Genomic DNA, 16429 nt, shown 5'->3' with positions numbered 1-16429 from the left:
ATTAAAATCCGAGAAATTTACCGATAGTATTTAAAATAGTGTCAAAAAATCGTTCGCCGGGAGTTTTATGTGTGTGAAGTGGCGACGATTGATTTTGCATAAGGATAAATTTATCCGAATTAAAGCGATAGTCAAAGAGGTTACATTTGCCTAAGAGGTAATGCCAAAGGTTTTCATTGCGAACAAGACCAACGGGGCATGAACTTTGATAAGCCACTAGTTTATCTTCTTTGATTCTCAGGCTATCAGCGCTGATTTCATTGCCTCCTCCATGAAGATAAAGAAAGATTTCTCCTGTGCCTGAAAAAATAATATGTCTAAAGACGAGTCGTAACCAATTATGGATACTGAAAAAGTTCCATTTAGTCCTGAGCTTTATGTTGCCTTTGGTGGCAATGATTTGGCTGGGTTTTAGGATTAATCCTTGGCAATCCTTTAAGGTGATTTTGCAAAGTTCATCTTCTGCTTGAGGAGCAATGAGGGTGATTTGTCGTGGAGATGTATCGGGATTATGAAAATCAGTCATATTAATCATTTCGGCAGAATATGAAATGATCCATGCTGAGCGATCCCACAAAAAACGATTTTTGCGCGCTAGGTGTTCATCAAAGCTATTGTAGCAATCTTGCTTTACCGAAATAGTTTCATCGGGCTCTAAGTGGATTTTGATCTGTTTGTTAGAGTCACTCCAAAAAGTTATTTCATTCGATTCACCTTTGGGGTTTAACTGGAAGGGAGCTTGGTTTTCCACCCATGCACCAGGAAGGAAGTACCAAAATAAACGATTGAGGAAAGGTGCGAGCAGTAGTAAAAGTGCGATTGATAAGATGGTGCCGGTAATTGTTTTGACATGTTTTTCAAACCAATTATACTGATGCCACTTTTCTGTCATTTGTTGCAGTTTCAGGCTTTGATTTAAAGTGGTACTCTTCAGTGTGGCTTGGGTTTTTCGAGCTTCGCGCGAAAGCTTAAAAAGTTGCTTTTGCAGGGCTTCGGAACTTGCTAGGGAGGCTTCCAGTAATTTGAGCTCGGCTTCCCATTGTGCTCTTTCGTCGAGTAGGAAAAATAAGGGAGGATCATCATTGTGGCGCTTAATGGCAAGGTGCAGTTTTTTTTGTAGGGTGAATTGTTCCTGCATTTTCTTCTTGCCGAGCTTCATAGACTTAAGTAGACTTAGTTTTTCTTCTTCGTAGGAAGCGATCTTTACTCGTAATGTTTCCATTTCAAATTGATGAAGATCACGTTGTTTATACCATTTGGTGATTTCATTTTTTAGATGTATTGAGGCAAGGATGAGTACGACAATAAGCAGGAATTTTAATGCCTTAGTCGTGAGGAATTTTGCTATGTCAAAAGCTATTTTCATATAAGATATTAATGTAGCATGAGATCAGCTAATGGAATCCTTATAAATATATATATCATCTGAATTACTGGACTTGTCTCTGCGTTTTTGTTCTTGGGAGGAAAAGATAAAACTTGGATGAATTTTTATCGAGCTAAATTACTTAGAGCAAGACTTTTTAATTAGAGCGATCATGTTGAGTAGTTCTAATTACAGAAATAATATATGGAGTGAAAAATGGAAGAAAGCAATATTTATGCGGCACCTCAGGCAGAGGTTTTGGATGATAGCAATATCAATTTTAATTTGGCGTCACGAAGTCAGCGTTTTATGGGTTCTCTAATAGATGGAGTCATTATGAGTTGTGTGACCTTGCCACTGATGTACTTCACTGGTGGTTTTGATGGTGTAACAGAGGGGCGTGAGCCGAGCTTCGCCTATACGGCGGGTATCACAGTTGTAGGTATAATCGTCTTTGTGCTGATTAATTTTAAGTTTTTATCTAGCAATGGCCAGACCATTGGCAAAAAAGTTGTCAAAACAAAAATTGTGATGAATGATGGAGAGCCTGCTGGATTGAGCGGTCCGCTACTTAAGCGTTACTCAGTTTACTTTTTTCTGGGTCTTATTCCTGTAATTGGGCAAATCTTATCGATGATCAATATCCTCATTATCTTTGGTGGAGCCAAGCGCTGTGGCCATGATTATGCAGGTGGGACAAAAGTAGTCGCCATTTAATAAAATCAAAAAGCGATTTATATACTAAAGCCTGGTAGATTCCATCAGGCTTTTATATTTGCGGATTCCGCGTTTTTAACGGCTCGACAAAAACGGCAGGGCGTACATAAATGGGATGAAGACCGAGGGCTTCGTCACTAGCATTACTAGGTTCAATGCTCTGGTCTCTGCATAAGCCTTGGATGTGAGGCTTCACATCACAGATGATTTGACTAGAGTGATTGACTTCACTTAGTTTTTCGAAAGGCATGGGGCTTACCAAAGCATCGATGGAAGCTGTCTTCTCGGCGATCTCAATAATTTTACAGATGAATATTTCGACGGCTATCCATTGTTGGTTTTTCAATTGAAAAATATTGACAATGACTTCATCTCTACGGCCATCGTGTAAGACTGCAATTGATTTTGCCTCGGAGTTTTGCTTAAGAGCGTGATCGAGGAAAGTGTAGCCACTATTAGATCCTTTCATGAGTGTGCCAAAGCCAGTTGAAAGGCCATGGGCAAAGGCTATGCCCACTCTGGTACCAGTGAAACTTCCTGGGCCCTTGCCGACTAGCCACGAAGTTACATCGGCCATATTGAGGCCTTGTGCACTTGCAGACTCGATCATTTTAGGTAAGATGACTGAGGCGCCGAAGCGTCCTGTTTTTTCAGCGTGAAAAAGTGTTTCGCCATTTTTCATGAGTGCAAAAACAGCGGTGTCAGTTGCGGTGTCGAGTAAAGCAATCATAAGGAGGATTCCGGGAGTTCAATGAGTCGGCTAGTTTCGCTCTGGTGAGTGATCTTGATTTGGAGGATGTCTTTGGGGAGCATCCAAGAAAGGCGCTCAGGCCATTCTACTAATGAAATGGTGTTTGAGTCGTGCAATATTTCTTCAATGCCTGCTTGGTAGGCTTGTTCATCATCTTCTAAACGGTAAAGATCCATGTGGGCTAATTGCACGCCATTTTCGCTTTGATATAAATTAACGAGGCTAAAAGTAGGGCTAGTGATAGGGCCTTTAACGCCTAGCGATTGTAGGAAAGCACGAGCAAAGCAACTTTTTCCTGCGCCTAAGTCACCACAGAGAGTGATGACGCTTGGGCAGTTTACCGTTTTTGCGAAGTCCGCAGCAATAGTTGCGGTTTCTTGTTCAGAATTAGAAATCATGATTGGAAATGATCAAAGCCTTTATTTGTATGTATATCTAAGAGAAGGTGCTCGTTATCGTAGATTTTTCCAGTGCCTTTTTTGAACTCTCCAATTTTACTAAGTTTTGTCTCAAAGGGCCAGCTGTTTTGGAGTTCGATTTCACGATTAGCGGGAATCGCAAAAATGAGTTCATAGTCTTCACCATCAGTGAGGATTTCTTGAAAAGAAGCGAGTTCTTGGTGGTGAGAGCGGGGGGGGATTAGTTCTTTGAAGAGCTGAAGATCTAAGGTCTGTTTGGAGGCGTTTAAGAGGCGCTGAGAATCGAGTAGTAAGCCATCAGTCAAATCAATCATGGCTTTTGCGAAGTTCGCAAGAAACTGCCCTTCTTTAATGCGAGGAGTAAAATGTAAGTGGTGTTCACTTGGGAAGGAGAGTCCGAATTCACCCGTAGCAAAAAGGAGGTCGCCATCTTCTGCGCCACTGCGTTGTATCGGTTGCGAACTTTCTCCGGTAATCGTTAAGCTAAAAGCATTGGGGCCAGGACTAGAGGCTAAGTCACCTCCAATGAGTTGCACATTGTATTGCTGTGCGCAGTCGAGTAAGCCTTGATGAAAATCTTTTAGCCATTGCTCGGGGCAATCATTATTGACATTGCAGCTTAGGACGGCGTATTTAGGTATTCCGCCCATAGCAGCGATATCGCTTAGGTTTCTTTTTAATAGTTTTGCACCACAAATTTTGGGGGGAGTGTCGCTGAGGTAGTGACGGCCTTCAATCAGTTGGTCACAGGCAATAAGTGTGTGCATGCCAGTAGTGGAACGAAAAGCGGCAGTGTCATCTCCATTTGGGACCGTAAGATTAGAGTCGCCGGTGGGGAGTTTAGAAAAGAGATCTTTTAGGAAATCATCCTCAGTCACTTGGATGCTCCAGGAGATCAAGCTGATTTAGAGATGCGGCCATGCCAATGCGCTCGAGATGAATGCAATTGCTTTTGCCATCTTCGCAAAGGTCGGTACTTGTGCTACCGCCACAGCTGCCATGGATAAGTTTTTTGGGCAAGTACTCAAATCAGTAAATTGAGTTTTTACTAAGTCTGCAGGGCCATTACCAGAAACACCGGTTAAGGTTTTTTTGAGAAGGCGGGCAATAGAGCCGTCTTTTTCATCAAGATTGAGTTTTTTCGCGAGTTTAGTACGAAACACTTCAAATTCTGAGGGGTGATTAAATTCAGCGTAGATTAAGTCATCAGTATTATCACTCGATAAGGATTCATCGACGGGACGCATTTCTGATTTCTTATAAATATAATAAGTGCCAGTTTGAGCGACATTGGAGCTCTTGATATCTTGGTTCGGCAATGATTGGAGGATGCTACTTCCCGGGGAGAATGAGACGGATTGATTGAGTGTATCCCATTCTTGGTAAAATTGTTCGAGGCTGATGATTTCTTCCATGCAAGTTCTCATCCGAATCATGACTTGATGGAGTTCAACCGCGTTTTTAATACCTTTGATTTGTACACCACTATAACCCATGAGTGCGCAGGCATTAATTTGTAGACAGAGTCGGCGCAACTGTATATTCATAAAGGAAGAATGGTCTTGGGCCTCGTTGAGCTCACGTAGGATCAAAGAGGATATTTCACGAGAGAGGGGGACGCCAGGCTCCATTTGGAGATTGGTAATCATGGGTAGACAGTCGTGGGAGATGAGTGAAAGGCGCGCAATAAGAGGCACGGTAATTTCGCGATGAGTACAAAAGCGGAGCACCTCATCATATTTTCTCATATCCAAGCCTGCTTGAGTGGTGATGAATTTTGCGCCAGAGTTGATTTTTTGGATCATTTTAAGGTATTGAGCAAAGCTACTATTTACAGAGTATTTAAAGGGATTGACTGCGGCGCCAGTATTGATTTTAGCCCATTTGGCCGAACAGGATCTAAGTTGTTCTGTACTTTCGAAGTACTTATCTTCGCCTTCTTTTAAGGTGCCACTAAGGAGTAAAAGGTTGTTGATTCCCGCGGAGCTTGCACTGGCAACTTCTTCTTCAAAGCTGGCTTGGTCATGTCCCTGTCCACTGATGTGGGAGATGGCAGGTTTATTGGAAATACGACTTAGACGTTCAGCTAATTTCGAAGACGACATATGTGTGGGGCCATCCGTGCGATCGCTCACTGAAACCCCGACAATTTCTTGGTGTCGCGAGCATTCTTCGGCAATTTTTTCTAGTGTAAACATGTTGTCGCTATCGCCTTCTCCTTCTAGAGGAGGGGCAAGTTCGATAATCACTGAGAATTTTCCGCCAGCAAGTGCATCTTGGAAGGGGTTGCTTTCGTTAAAATTAATATTTAACTGTTCGTCATCTTGAGTCATGAACTAAAAATCTTTGATTTGTTGAGCTAAGTGATAAAAACTTTCGGTGCGAATCTTGAGAGCAGGATTATTACCTAAGGCTTGTTTACTTACCATCCAGTTGAGTGAAGGAGTATTAAGAGATATACTTTGCTCCTTGAACTGCGAATTGTAAAGGGAAAAGAGATAGGTATTCGCAGAGAAAAAGGACTGAGGAGAACAGAAAAAGCTACTTTTCAACTTTTTTTTGCTTAGAAGTGAGCTAATGCTTTGGTGGGGGATGATGTTGAGGTGTTTTTTTTGAGCGTTAATAAAGATGGAATTCTCGCCATTTTGAATGAGAATAAAGCTTTCTCCTTGTGCAGTTTCGAGAATGAGATGCGGACGTCCAAGAATATTTGCGCATTGAGCAAAAAAGCTTAAGAGAGCAATGGGATTGGCTTTCTGCTTTATTAAGACTTCTTCTGGGGAATAAAAAGAGAGGGACTTATTGAGTTCTATATTTTGGAGCTGATGCTGACAAAAGGCAACAAAGCTTTTGTGTTGATCCATTTCTTTGCGTAGAGCAATGAGTTCACGCCAAAATAGGAAATCAGCCTTGGTGAATTTACTGGGGTCAAGTGGGGATGTTTTTTTGAATGACGGAGGAGCGCTTTGGATATAGAGTGGATCAATGTAGCGCAAGCCTTTGATCTGATGCAATTGATTCGCGTAGGTAATCGCTTGTGCTTGATCGTCTTTGCTAAGTGCTTGTGACCATTGATCTAGGGTGGGTTTGAGCTCCTTTGGGAAGAGGTAGTTAGCCAGTCGAACGGATTGAGTTTTAAAGAGTTTTTGAGTCTGAAATGCCAAGGGGATGAATTGATGACGCAGAGCAAAGAGTAGGCCATCACTAATATTGCTTAGTCGCATGCCATTCACTTGTAATTCTTTGGCATTTGCTTGTATAGCTAATTTTAAAAAGCGAGATTTATCTTTGGGGTTCTGAGATTTATAATAGTGCAGCTCTTGATAGTAAGAGAGTAAACGATTGATATTGATATACTGGGGTGCGCGTTCAATTACGCTACTAAGAAATGGTGCTGCTTTTTGCTCATTCCGCAAACCCATGAGGGCGGCATTAGCGGCATGATAATTATAGTTGGTGTTGTAGGGGGCATGTACGGCTGCACTTGCATAGGATTGAAAAGATTTATCCCAATAAGATTTTTTTTGTTTTTCATCTAGGCTGAATAAGGCTCTGTGTTGGTCATTGAAGCCCAGTCGATAAAACCAAGATGCCTTTGTTGTATTGATAGCAATAAAAGATCCCAGGCAGATAATGAGCATTGCTAGTGTACGCTTGAAGGGGAGTAGTTTTTTTTGACTCGGAGTCCGTGTTTGATTTTGTGTGGGGAGCAAGAGTCCCATGTTAATCAGAAAGAGTAAGCAGGTCGCATTTTCGATTAATAATTTATCAAATAAACTACAGCAAGCTAAGACTAAGACGGCGTGAAGGCTAGCGTAGTTTTTACGCCCAGTAGATTTGAAAACTAGCAGGTAAAAACAAATGAGCGCAAGGCAGCCAGGAAGCCCGATTTCGCTCGCAATACGTAGGGGCTCATTGTGAGGATGAGAACTATTTGGGGCTGCAATGGGTAGCATGAGTTGGGCAGGGAGTCGGAACTCGGGGAAGGTGTTGTTAAACTGACCTGGGCCTGCAGAGCCAAGCAAAGGCGCTTGTTCAATCATTTTTGCAGTCCCTTGCCATAAAAGTGGGCGAAGCTCATTGTGTGTGAGCTTGTTGTAATTTGTACTGAAGAAATAAATGCTCGTAAGTGAAATGATACAGAGCAGGGTTAAGAGTAGTTTTTTATACAAGCTACTAAAATTACGATAGAAAAAGTAGCAGAGAATTAATGAGAAGGCCAGCCAAGAAGCGCGTGAGTTTAAGCGCATAAGGCAGTTGAAAGTTATGAGCCAGACCAAGAGCGGGGCGAGTAAGCTTGAAAGGGGATTGCGGATTTGTTTTGGGAGTAAAAAAAGGAACTTATAGAGCGATTTACGCAATAAGATAATGGCCCAGGGGCTGCTTGCGACGATGCCGGCAATGAGCCAGTTTTTATTGGCAGAAATTCCCGTGGGAGAACTCAAAAAGAAATAGAAAGTGATATTTATCCAATAATAGAGGCCCATAAATATCGGTAGAGGATTATGTGATTTTGGGAATTGCGAGATAGCTAAAGGGACGAGCACAAAAGCACACATTGATAGAGTTTCGAAAGGGCTAGATTTGTGTATGTAAGCCGATATGAGTGTGGTGCCAAGAAAAATAGAGGCAAAAATGATAAGCTTTTTCTCGAGGCTATTTTTAATTCTAAATTGACTCGAAGAGATCAGTATGGAGAAACTTAAAAATGCGGAGATCGCAATGGCGGGTATATGAAAGCGAAAGCCATTTAAAGCCAAGTTTTTGGCGTTAAATAACTTGAGCACTTCTTGAGAATCTAGGGCTAGGCCTTGGGGGGCGATAATAGCAAGTGGAAAACCGAAAAGCAGAAGCAGGGCAAGCGTCCAGTTAAAGAAAGGGGCTTCGATCGCCTTGACACTGGATAAAGCCCTAATCATTTAAGCTTTTTTCTTGGCGCGTAAATAAATGCGAATGGGAGCAGGGTAACCCTCTACAGTTAAGCCGGTTTCTTCATTGACAAAATCTTCGTAGGAACGGAAGGGCATCCATTCCGTTTTGCGCTGATCATTTGAACTCATGGGGTGAGAGTGAAAAAACTCGATATCGACAAACTTAGCTTTTTTGAGCCAGTTAATCAAGCAATTAGCCGTTGGTACAAAATAGGTGCCTTTGACTAAGGCATAGGTATCGTCTGGGAAGAGTGCGACATGATCGTCGCCAGGGATGGCTTGGCTTTCAATGATGATGTCGCCGCCAGATCTCATGCTTTGATTCATAATCCGCAACATGCCTACAGGATCGGGATGATGGTAGAGTATGCCCATGCAGAATATTGTGTCAAAAAACTTGGGGAAGTGAGTGAGATGCTCCATTCCAAAGGCGTCGTAATGCAAGCAGTTTTCGGCAGTGAGTTTTTGTAGGGCTTGGAACTGTAGGAAATACTTTACGGTGGGATCTAAGCCGAGGATGAATTCTGGTTCATCCGCTAGCATGCGATACATATAATAACCGGAATTTGCACCAATGTCACAAATGCGTTGGCCTTTCATGTCGGGTAAGTAGCCTTCGAGCATGTCCCACTTGTAGTCACTGCGCCATTCTGTATCCATTTCAATTCCAGCAATATCGAAAGGACCCTTGCGCCAGGGAATGAGTTGTTTGAGTTGTTCTTTTAGTTCAGTTCTTTGGCTTTCGGTTAAATCTTCTTTTTGGCCAAAGCGAACCGCTTTTTTGGTAAAGTCATTATCCTCAAATTTTAATGCGGGGAGTTGTTCAATGAGCTCCAGTAAAGGCTTGTTGCCCTTGGAGTTCATTATACGTGTGGGCTCTTTGCGAAGTTCGCGAATCGCGTCGCAATCAATTTCGTCTTTGTAGATATCGAGGTAGTCAGTCATGGTTTACTTAAATAATTTAATTTTAGCACTCTAAGGCCTGCATCCACAAAGTAAAATTTATTTCTCTGATTTATAAATGAAGGAAAAGGCAGTGAGGGTACTTAATTAATGGTATGATTTATAAAAATGACTGTTTTAAGGTGCAGAAGGATATAATTGACGGCTAATTCATTTTGCTTTAGTCTATTGACTTAATATAATGAATATGGATTAACGCCTTCCAATTATGATAAAAATATAGCCAAAGATTTTATGATGGATAAGAAAAACCTTTCGAATGAAGTGAGAAGTCAAGAAAAGAAACTGGAAATTAATGCCTCGCGTCAGTGGATGAGTTGGATGAGTGATCAGGACTGTAGTTTTTCTTTTAGTACCTATCAAGCAGGAAAACTTTTCTTTATCGGTACAAAAAGCGATGGAAAATTAAGTGTTTTTGAACGGACGTTTAATCGTGTCATGGGCTTGTGTACGGACACAAATGATCGCTTATATCTTAGTTCTCTGTGGCAGTTGTGGCAGTTTGATAACATTTTGGAAAAGGGGCAGGTTCATGATAAAGAGTATGATAAACTTTACTTGCCCACACGATCGTGGACAACGGGTGATTTAGATATTCATGACATGGCAGTTGCAGATGATGGGAAACTCTATTTCATTAACTGCTTATTTGGCTGTGTAGCTACTTTAGAAGAAGGGTATAGCTTTAAGCCCTATTGGAAGCCGAAATGGTTGAGCCGATTAGCGCCGGAAGATCGTTGCCATTTAAATGGCCTGGCCATGGTAAATGGCAAAGCTAAATATGTTTCAGCGATTTCTCAAACGGATGTCAATGAAGGATGGAGAGAGCATCGTAGAGATGGTGGAGTTATTGTTGATATTGAGACAGATGAAATTGTGTGCTCGGGGCTTTCGATGCCTCACTCACCACGATGGTACGAGGGCAAGCTCTATGTGCATAATTCAGGGAAAGGTGAGTTTGGTTATGTGGATTTAGAGAAAAAAGAATTTGTCCCCATCTGTTTTGTTCCAGGCTACTTAAGGGGTTTGACCTTTACGGGGGATTATGCCGTGGCAGGAATGTCGCAACCGCGTGATAATAAGTCATTTAATGGCCTAGAGCTCAATGAACGTTTACTTGAAAAGGGGGTGACGGCGCGTTGTGGCTTACAAGTGATTGACCTACGTGATGGTTCCTTGCCTCATAGCTTAAATATTGATGGAATTATCAATGAGCTTTACGATGTGGTCACCTTGCCGGGAGTAAAATCTTCTTATGTGGTTGGTACTCAGAAAGATGAGATTCGCAGAGTGGTGAGGATCGCGCCTTAAGAGGATGTTTATGAAGCGGTAAGAGCCTTTTTCAAAAAGGCTCACTTTAAGAAAAACAAATAAAAAAGCGTATTCGCAGTAGCGATCTTAATTTTTTTGTGTTTATCTTACTAAGTCAAACCAAGTCATAGGATTTTAAGATGTATAAAATGCGAGCTATCGTGGTTACGCTGATTTACAGGTCTTTAAATTCAACTCATTTTTTTTGAGATATCTGTTTTGGGAGGAAGTTATTAAAGTACTTTTTAGTATAAGCTTATTGATTTGACATGGTTTTTAGTATATGATTAACAAACATTTAGCATAAATCTAATATAGAAAAATATATGAGCGAAGAAGTTACAGAAGTTTTAGTTATCGATTCCAAAATCCCTAATTTTACTCAGATTATGGGGTCAGTACCTGCGCACGTAGAAGTTAAAGTCTTGTCTGGTGAAGAAGGTGCCTTAGCTGAGATCAGTGATTTCCTGGAAGGTTTTACCGGTTTAAAAGCCATTCACCTTTTTTCCCATGCCGAAAATGGTTCATTGAGTCTGGGACGCGAGTCCTTGGGTAAGGATAATGTCGATGCCTATGAGCAAGAATTGAATTCGTGGCAGGCTGCCTGTGCAGATGGCGCGGATTTATTGGTGTATGGCTGTGATATGGCTGGCGAAACGGTATTTTTAGAATCCCTAGCAGGGTATACAGGAATGGATGTGGCGGCTTCTGACGATGTGACTGGTGCAGCTAAATATGGTGGTGATAGCGAATTGGAAAATCATCTTGGAGAGATTGAAGCAGTGGAGTTATTTGACCAAGGTTTTTATGATCAATTTCAGTTAAAGTTGGCACAGGTTGAGTACACTGGGGGAAATACATCAAACAACCTTAATACTTTCATTAATAATAATATTAATGATGGTGACACACTGGTTTTTAATAGCGCAGTGACAATCAATTTTAGTAGTGAAATAATACTTGACAAGAGTGTACTATTTGTTAATAGTAGTGGGGGAGAAGTAGTTTTTGATGGTGCTGGTAATGCGCAGTTATTCGACTTAGATTTATCCTCGAATGAAACGACCTCTTTTGATGGTTTTGTCTTTCGGAATGCGTATTCGGGTGATGGTGGTGATGGTGGTGCAATCGAGATGCGTGATGGGAATGTCATTATAAAAAATAGTATTTTTGATAGTAATACTGCGAATGACGATGGTGGTGCAATTCAAATGGAAGATGGTAATCTTTTAATTCAAAATACTACTTTTAATAATAACAATTCGGGAGACAATGGGGGGGCTCTAGATGTGTATCTAGGGGAATTAGTTATTCTGAATTCTAATTTCACTAATAATGAAGCAAGCGATGATGGTGGAGCTATATCGACTCACAGTTCAAGTGTAGAGATGGTCATAGTGGGTTCCGATTTTGATTCAAATACAGCAGGAGATGATGGCGGAGCGATAGATAAAGATGGACCTGGTGTATTAACGATCGAGGCTAGTAGTTTTACCGATAATTCCGTAACGGAAGGAGATAGTAATAATACGGAAGGTGGAGCTATTAATGCTGAAGGTGGAATAACTAATATAAATAGTTCTACTTTTGTGGGGAATTCAGGTGAACAAGGTAGTGCCCTGAATTCAGAAAATAATAATACTGTTATAAATGTTAGCAATTCGGTTTTTGAAGGCAATTTTGTCGTAGATGAAAATGGAGATCCTCAAGCAAGTAACAATACTGGTGATGGTAGTGATACTTTGGATGCGGTTGATTCTGGAGTAATCAATGTCGACAACTCGCCAATTGATGGTGAAAACATTACTGACTCTGGCGGAGATGATGAAAACTTCAATGCTTTTGCAACACCTAAGGCCGTTGTGGATGAAGCAGTAGCTTCTGACGCAGTGGAAGAATTGGATGGTTTTGTGGATGCAGATCTTCCCGGGGCTCCTGGAGGTGCCACAGATGACGAGATAAGAGGCGTGGACTTTTTTGGTGAAGTTGCTGGCGATAGATCCGGAGAGTATATAGAAGGAGTGGGAGATGTTAATAACGATGGCTTTGATGATTTCCTTATAGGGTCAGCCTATCATAGCTCCGACAGCGGTGCCGTTTATCTTATTTTTGGTGCAGATGATCTTGATTACACGGATTTAACGAATGTAGATGAAACCTACAATAATGGCGATATAGGAGTCAAAATAAATGGCATTGCTAACGGTGATAAACTTGCGGAAGTTGGTGCCCTTGGCGACTTTAATGGCGATGGCATAGATGACTTTGCGCTAGGAGCCAGGAATGCGGATGGCGCCGTCAATAATTCTGGCGCAGCTTATGTGATTTACGGAACAGAAACAGAGACAGCTTTCAATAATTTAGATCTTGCAAACTTGGTTACCAATGACCTAGGTTTCGTTATTAAAGGTGAGTTTGCCAATGATGACCTGGGTTGGCAAGTGACAAGTGCAGGTGATTTTAATGGCGATGGTTATGCCGATGCTTTGATAAGTGCGGATTTACATGATGCGAATGGTAGTCGGTCGGGAGCGGTCTATGTCGTATACGGCGATGATGATTATACTACTGATTTAGATTTGACACAAAGTAACTCCTCGCATTTTTTAGAGATACAAGGTGGGAGTGCGGGTGATTTTGCAGGCTATTCAGTGGCAGAAGCCGGAGATGTGAATGGTGATGGCTTTGATGATATTATTATCGGAGCCCCTTATGCGGATTATGTTTATGGTGAGAGAGGCGAAGGCTTTGGCGCCGCCTATGTCATTTTTGGTAGCGAGAATTCTAGTGCATTAAACTTAGGGTCATTAGGCTCTGAGGATGGCTTTAAGCTTTTTGGGAAGGATACTGAAGGCAATACTGATGGCTTAGAAATGGTGGGTAGTGATGTGAGTTCGGCAGGCGATTTCAATGGAGATGGCTTTGCTGATATACTGCTAGGTTCTCCGGGCAAAGCGATTAATTTTGTTTATGATTATGACGAAAGTAAGTATACATACACAAATAATGAGAAAGGCAATATATTTGTCATCTTTGGTAGCGAAACTATATCTGAGACTAATTTAAATGAAATCGATCCAACGACAGTTACGGATAATGGTACGGGAATCTTGATTAAGAGTGAAAGAGCGGGTGATTATGCGGGGCTCGAGCTTTCTGCTGTGGGAGATGTAAATGGCGATGGTTTTGATGATATACTATTTGCGAGTTCAGGGCCTTATGATGACTTATCTGTGGATTTAGAGGGAAAAGTTTATTTAATTTTCGGAAGTGCATTACCCAATGATTATAGCTTGGAAGATGGTGATTTTTATGGTGTCATACTTGAAGGGATTCATGATACTGAAGCACAGGCCGCAGAAGTTGATTATGCCGGAGATGTCGATGGCGATGGTTTTGATGATATTCTGATAGGGGAGTACTTTGTCACTGGTAATATTGATCCTGATAATGTATTGACACGATCGAGTGCAGGTGATACATATTTAATTTTTGGTGGCAATTATATTGCGGAGATAACAAATTATACTTCTGGAAGTGGTGATGGAGTTTTTATTAAAGATAATTTTGTAGGAGATTCTAGTAATAATATATTTTCTGATGTTAGCATACTCGATTCGGTAAGTGCAGGTGCAGGCGATGATACGATAGAGATAAGTTCGGGTATTTTTGAGAAAATAGATGGTGGCTCGGGTTATGATACACTTCGTCTCGATATGGATAATAATGGTAGTTTGGATTTAACAAATATCGAAAACCGTTTGGAAAGCATTGAAAAGATAGATATGCAGACTGGAAATAATACAGATTATGTTTTAGGCTTAGATTTACGGTCTATGGCAGAATACTCTGATCGTGGATCTGTTATGAAAATAGATGGTAATAGTTCAGATTCAGTGACAATTGATGGCTTAAGTGGTGATTATATTTCTACGGATATAGTTACAGGTCCAGATAGTGGCTATACTCTTTATTCATATAATGTGGGAGCTATTTTTGCAGAAGTCCAGATTCAGACTGATATTGCGGTGAGTTTTATATGAAAAAAATAGCTGACCGAGCGGGTAGTAAACGGCAGTGGATGAAACCAACCGTGACTTCTTTAGATCTCTTGCTTAATACTTACGCTGGCAGAAGAGAAGCGGATATAGAAAAGGTTAGCCCAGGGGTTTCTAAGAAAATTCGAAGTTAAAGCAGGAGGCCTGATTCAGCTGATAATAAGAAGAGCTTAAGCTATTAGCGACTATAATGAAAAGGCACTCATATTGACTGTCTTTTTTATTTTTAGGGCTCTATGACTTTTATTGTGGGTCAAGATCGAGTTTCCCAAAATGAAATAGGATATTAATACGATATCTACGCCAATTCATAAAGCCTCTGGCACGTGTTTTTAATTCTTGAATAAAGCCGTTTTTAGTTTCGGCGATGGCGTTGGTCAAGCGCTTGTGGAAATAATTGCAAATCCCCTCTAAATGGTTTTCAATAGTTTTAGCTACACGAGTTAATCCCGCAATAGATTGCTCCCGAGCCAAAGCAATCCATGAGGTGAAATATATTTGTGCCTCCATGGCAGTTAGGGGAGATTCATAAAGTTCACGTAGCATCTCCTTCATCATAAAAACTCTTGCGGTATCCAAGTTTCCCGACTCAAAGCCAACTAACTTAGTGAAGTCTTTTTCCGTTCTATTATCAATAGATCTTAGCAAACAAAAGCGCATTCCTTTTAAACTCTTTTTCTCATCTTCCTTTAGTGAATTCTGTTCAACCCTCCGAGTTGTTTCTAATGCTTTTCCCATATGAGAAGCAATATGATAACGATCATGAATTATTAGAGCATTTTCTAAATATTTTTCTGATGTTGTCTTAAATGCACTCCACATATCCATAGTGATCGACTCTACTTTTTGGCGTTCAGCTTCTGTATAGGACTGTAATAACTTGGCCACTTCTTTTTCGGTTCTATCTGGCCTTAACTCTACAACTTTATCATTGTCATGATCGACAAGTACCGTTATGTATTTTTGACCTTGACCGTAAGATTTTTCATCAATCGCGAGGACTTCAGGAGCCTCTAACTCTCCCCTACGCTTCAGGCCACGATCCACGGCATTATTTTTAATCCTCAAGACTTCTTTCTGAGTCAATTTCAGGATTTTTGCGGTTTGGGTATCGCACTTTGTTGCAAGCAAAACTTTAATCACAAAGGATTCAAACATTAAGGTGAATCTGCTGCTTGCAACTGACCAACTCGGAGCCAAAGTTTTCACTTTACATCTATCGCATTTTGTTCTAGGAAGGCGGCAATGAAGAAATGTTTTCATGTGACAACTATCTAAGTGCCTCCATGAACGACTACTTGCATAATCATGGATACTAGCTTCTTTGTCGCATTTAGGACATTGTGCTTTACCTTGGAATTCTACATAAACATCGACTCTTTCATCTATGATTGACAAGTCAACTGTTTTAATTTTCCAAGGCAATCTCACACCCAATAGTTGTTCATAGAATTTTTCTGTAGTCATTTTGAGTCTGCTTTTATTAGTGTTGATCTAAGACGTTATCATTGAATTCGAATTCATTCAATTCTGCCCGCTGGCGAAGCATTTCGCTAGAAAAACAACTGAAGATCAAACTGAATCGGAATAAATAGCGAGCGCAGCGAGTGGCGTTATACCGAATCCGAGTTTGAACAAAGACCTTAGGACTTTACTCTGACCCTACAGAGCTCTGCAGTTTCCCTCAGGCTGTATCCTGATCTACTTAGATTGACCCACTATAAAGGTTACAAATCCTTTTTTAGTAGCTTACGAAGTACGGTGATTGATCTTGACTAAGGTGAATTCTCAGGTAGTTTTTTTTGATAATTCCATCGCTCGTTTTAGCCGTAGCTTACGAACAATTCAGATTTTGCAGAAGTATTCATTTCTAGATTTATAGTGACAGGAATAAAAAAAGGCGCTCGAAGTGA

At 41.0% G+C, this 16429-nt stretch carries 11 protein-coding genes; 3 read left to right on the top strand and 8 right to left on the bottom strand.

Going from position 1 to position 16429, the window contains the following annotated elements; translation table 11 throughout:
• Position 1: 1 nt before the first annotated feature.
• Complete coding sequence (locus tag PQO03_RS20105) at positions 2-1366, bottom strand: AIM24 family protein (RefSeq protein ID WP_274152919.1); 1365 nt, start codon at positions 1364-1366, stop codon at positions 2-4.
• A 216-nt stretch (positions 1367-1582) separates the two neighbouring features.
• On the opposite strand from PQO03_RS20105, the gene PQO03_RS20100 reads away from it, so the two are divergent.
• Positions 1583-2083 carry an RDD family protein gene (locus PQO03_RS20100; RefSeq protein ID WP_274152917.1) on the top strand — a complete coding sequence of 167 codons (501 nt, stop codon included), beginning with the start codon at positions 1583-1585 and terminating at the stop codon, positions 2081-2083.
• Between the two features lie 52 nt (positions 2084-2135).
• On the opposite strand, the gene tsaB is transcribed toward PQO03_RS20100, so the two are convergent.
• Genes tsaB through cmoB form a run of 6 tightly spaced genes read right to left on the bottom strand, consistent with a single transcriptional unit; the run spans position 2136 to position 9129 of the window.
• Positions 2136-2813, bottom strand: coding sequence for a tRNA (adenosine(37)-N6)-threonylcarbamoyltransferase complex dimerization subunit type 1 TsaB (gene tsaB, locus PQO03_RS20095; protein ID WP_274152916.1), 678 nt, complete (start codon positions 2811-2813; stop codon positions 2136-2138).
• The gene (gene tsaE, locus PQO03_RS20090; RefSeq protein WP_274152915.1) at positions 2810-3232 is read right to left on the bottom strand and encodes a tRNA (adenosine(37)-N6)-threonylcarbamoyltransferase complex ATPase subunit type 1 TsaE; all 423 of its coding nucleotides are present in this window, start codon (positions 3230-3232) and stop codon (positions 2810-2812) included. The genes tsaB and tsaE overlap by 4 nt, the downstream gene beginning before the upstream one ends.
• Entirely contained in the window at positions 3229-4131 is a 903-nt protein-coding gene (locus PQO03_RS20085; RefSeq protein WP_274152912.1) for a thiamine-phosphate kinase, read from the bottom strand. Before PQO03_RS20085 ends, tsaE begins: the two co-directional genes overlap by 4 nt.
• A 27-nt stretch (positions 4132-4158) precedes the next feature.
• Positions 4159-5586, bottom strand: coding sequence for a methylenetetrahydrofolate reductase (locus tag PQO03_RS20080; RefSeq protein WP_274152911.1), 1428 nt, complete (start codon positions 5584-5586; stop codon positions 4159-4161).
• A 3-nt stretch (positions 5587-5589) separates the two neighbouring features.
• Entirely contained in the window at positions 5590-8172 is a 2583-nt protein-coding gene (locus tag PQO03_RS20075; protein ID WP_274152909.1) for an O-antigen ligase family protein, read from the bottom strand.
• The gene (gene cmoB, locus PQO03_RS20070) at positions 8173-9129 is read right to left on the bottom strand and encodes a tRNA 5-methoxyuridine(34)/uridine 5-oxyacetic acid(34) synthase CmoB (protein WP_274152908.1); all 957 of its coding nucleotides are present in this window, start codon (positions 9127-9129) and stop codon (positions 8173-8175) included.
• Between the two features lie 255 nt (positions 9130-9384).
• On the opposite strand from cmoB, the gene PQO03_RS20065 reads away from it, so the two are divergent.
• Together PQO03_RS20065 and PQO03_RS20060 are read left to right on the top strand one after the other, a co-directional pair.
• Complete coding sequence (locus PQO03_RS20065; protein ID WP_274152907.1) at positions 9385-10458, top strand: TIGR03032 family protein; 1074 nt, start codon at positions 9385-9387, stop codon at positions 10456-10458.
• A gap of 326 nt (positions 10459-10784) precedes the next feature.
• Complete coding sequence (locus PQO03_RS20060) at positions 10785-14501, top strand: DUF4347 domain-containing protein (RefSeq protein WP_274152906.1); 3717 nt, start codon at positions 10785-10787, stop codon at positions 14499-14501.
• Between the two features lie 258 nt (positions 14502-14759).
• Here the strand turns inward: PQO03_RS20060 and PQO03_RS20055 are convergent, their stop codons facing one another.
• Positions 14760-15983: an ISL3 family transposase gene (locus tag PQO03_RS20055; RefSeq protein ID WP_274152905.1), complete on the bottom strand. Its 1224-nt coding sequence runs from the start codon at positions 15981-15983 to the stop codon at positions 14760-14762.
• Between the last annotated feature and the right edge of the window lie 446 nt (positions 15984-16429).

This window comes from Lentisphaera profundi (assembly GCF_028728065.1).
GTDB lineage: Bacteria > Verrucomicrobiota > Lentisphaeria > Lentisphaerales > Lentisphaeraceae > Lentisphaera > Lentisphaera profundi.
Note: the sequence above shows the minus strand (reverse complement) of the source record. Positions and strands in the feature narration are given on the sequence as shown.

Coding starts and splice junctions, on each gene's coding strand:
- cmoB (WP_274152908.1), bottom strand. CDS start 9,129: ATGACTGACTACCTCGATATCTACAAAGACGAAATTGATTGCGACGCG.
- PQO03_RS20060 (WP_274152906.1), top strand. CDS start 10,785: ATGAGCGAAGAAGTTACAGAAGTTTTAGTTATCGATTCCAAAATCCCT.
- PQO03_RS20075 (WP_274152909.1), bottom strand. CDS start 8,172: ATGATTAGGGCTTTATCCAGTGTCAAGGCGATCGAAGCCCCTTTCTTT.
- PQO03_RS20080 (WP_274152911.1), bottom strand. CDS start 5,586: ATGACTCAAGATGACGAACAGTTAAATATTAATTTTAACGAAAGCAAC.
- PQO03_RS20055 (WP_274152905.1), bottom strand. CDS start 15,983: ATGACTACAGAAAAATTCTATGAACAACTATTGGGTGTGAGATTGCCT.
- PQO03_RS20065 (WP_274152907.1), top strand. CDS start 9,385: ATGGATAAGAAAAACCTTTCGAATGAAGTGAGAAGTCAAGAAAAGAAA.
- tsaE (WP_274152915.1), bottom strand. CDS start 3,232: ATGATTTCTAATTCTGAACAAGAAACCGCAACTATTGCTGCGGACTTC.
- tsaB (WP_274152916.1), bottom strand. CDS start 2,813: ATGATTGCTTTACTCGACACCGCAACTGACACCGCTGTTTTTGCACTC.
- PQO03_RS20105 (WP_274152919.1), bottom strand. CDS start 1,366: ATGAAAATAGCTTTTGACATAGCAAAATTCCTCACGACTAAGGCATTA.
- PQO03_RS20100 (WP_274152917.1), top strand. CDS start 1,583: ATGGAAGAAAGCAATATTTATGCGGCACCTCAGGCAGAGGTTTTGGAT.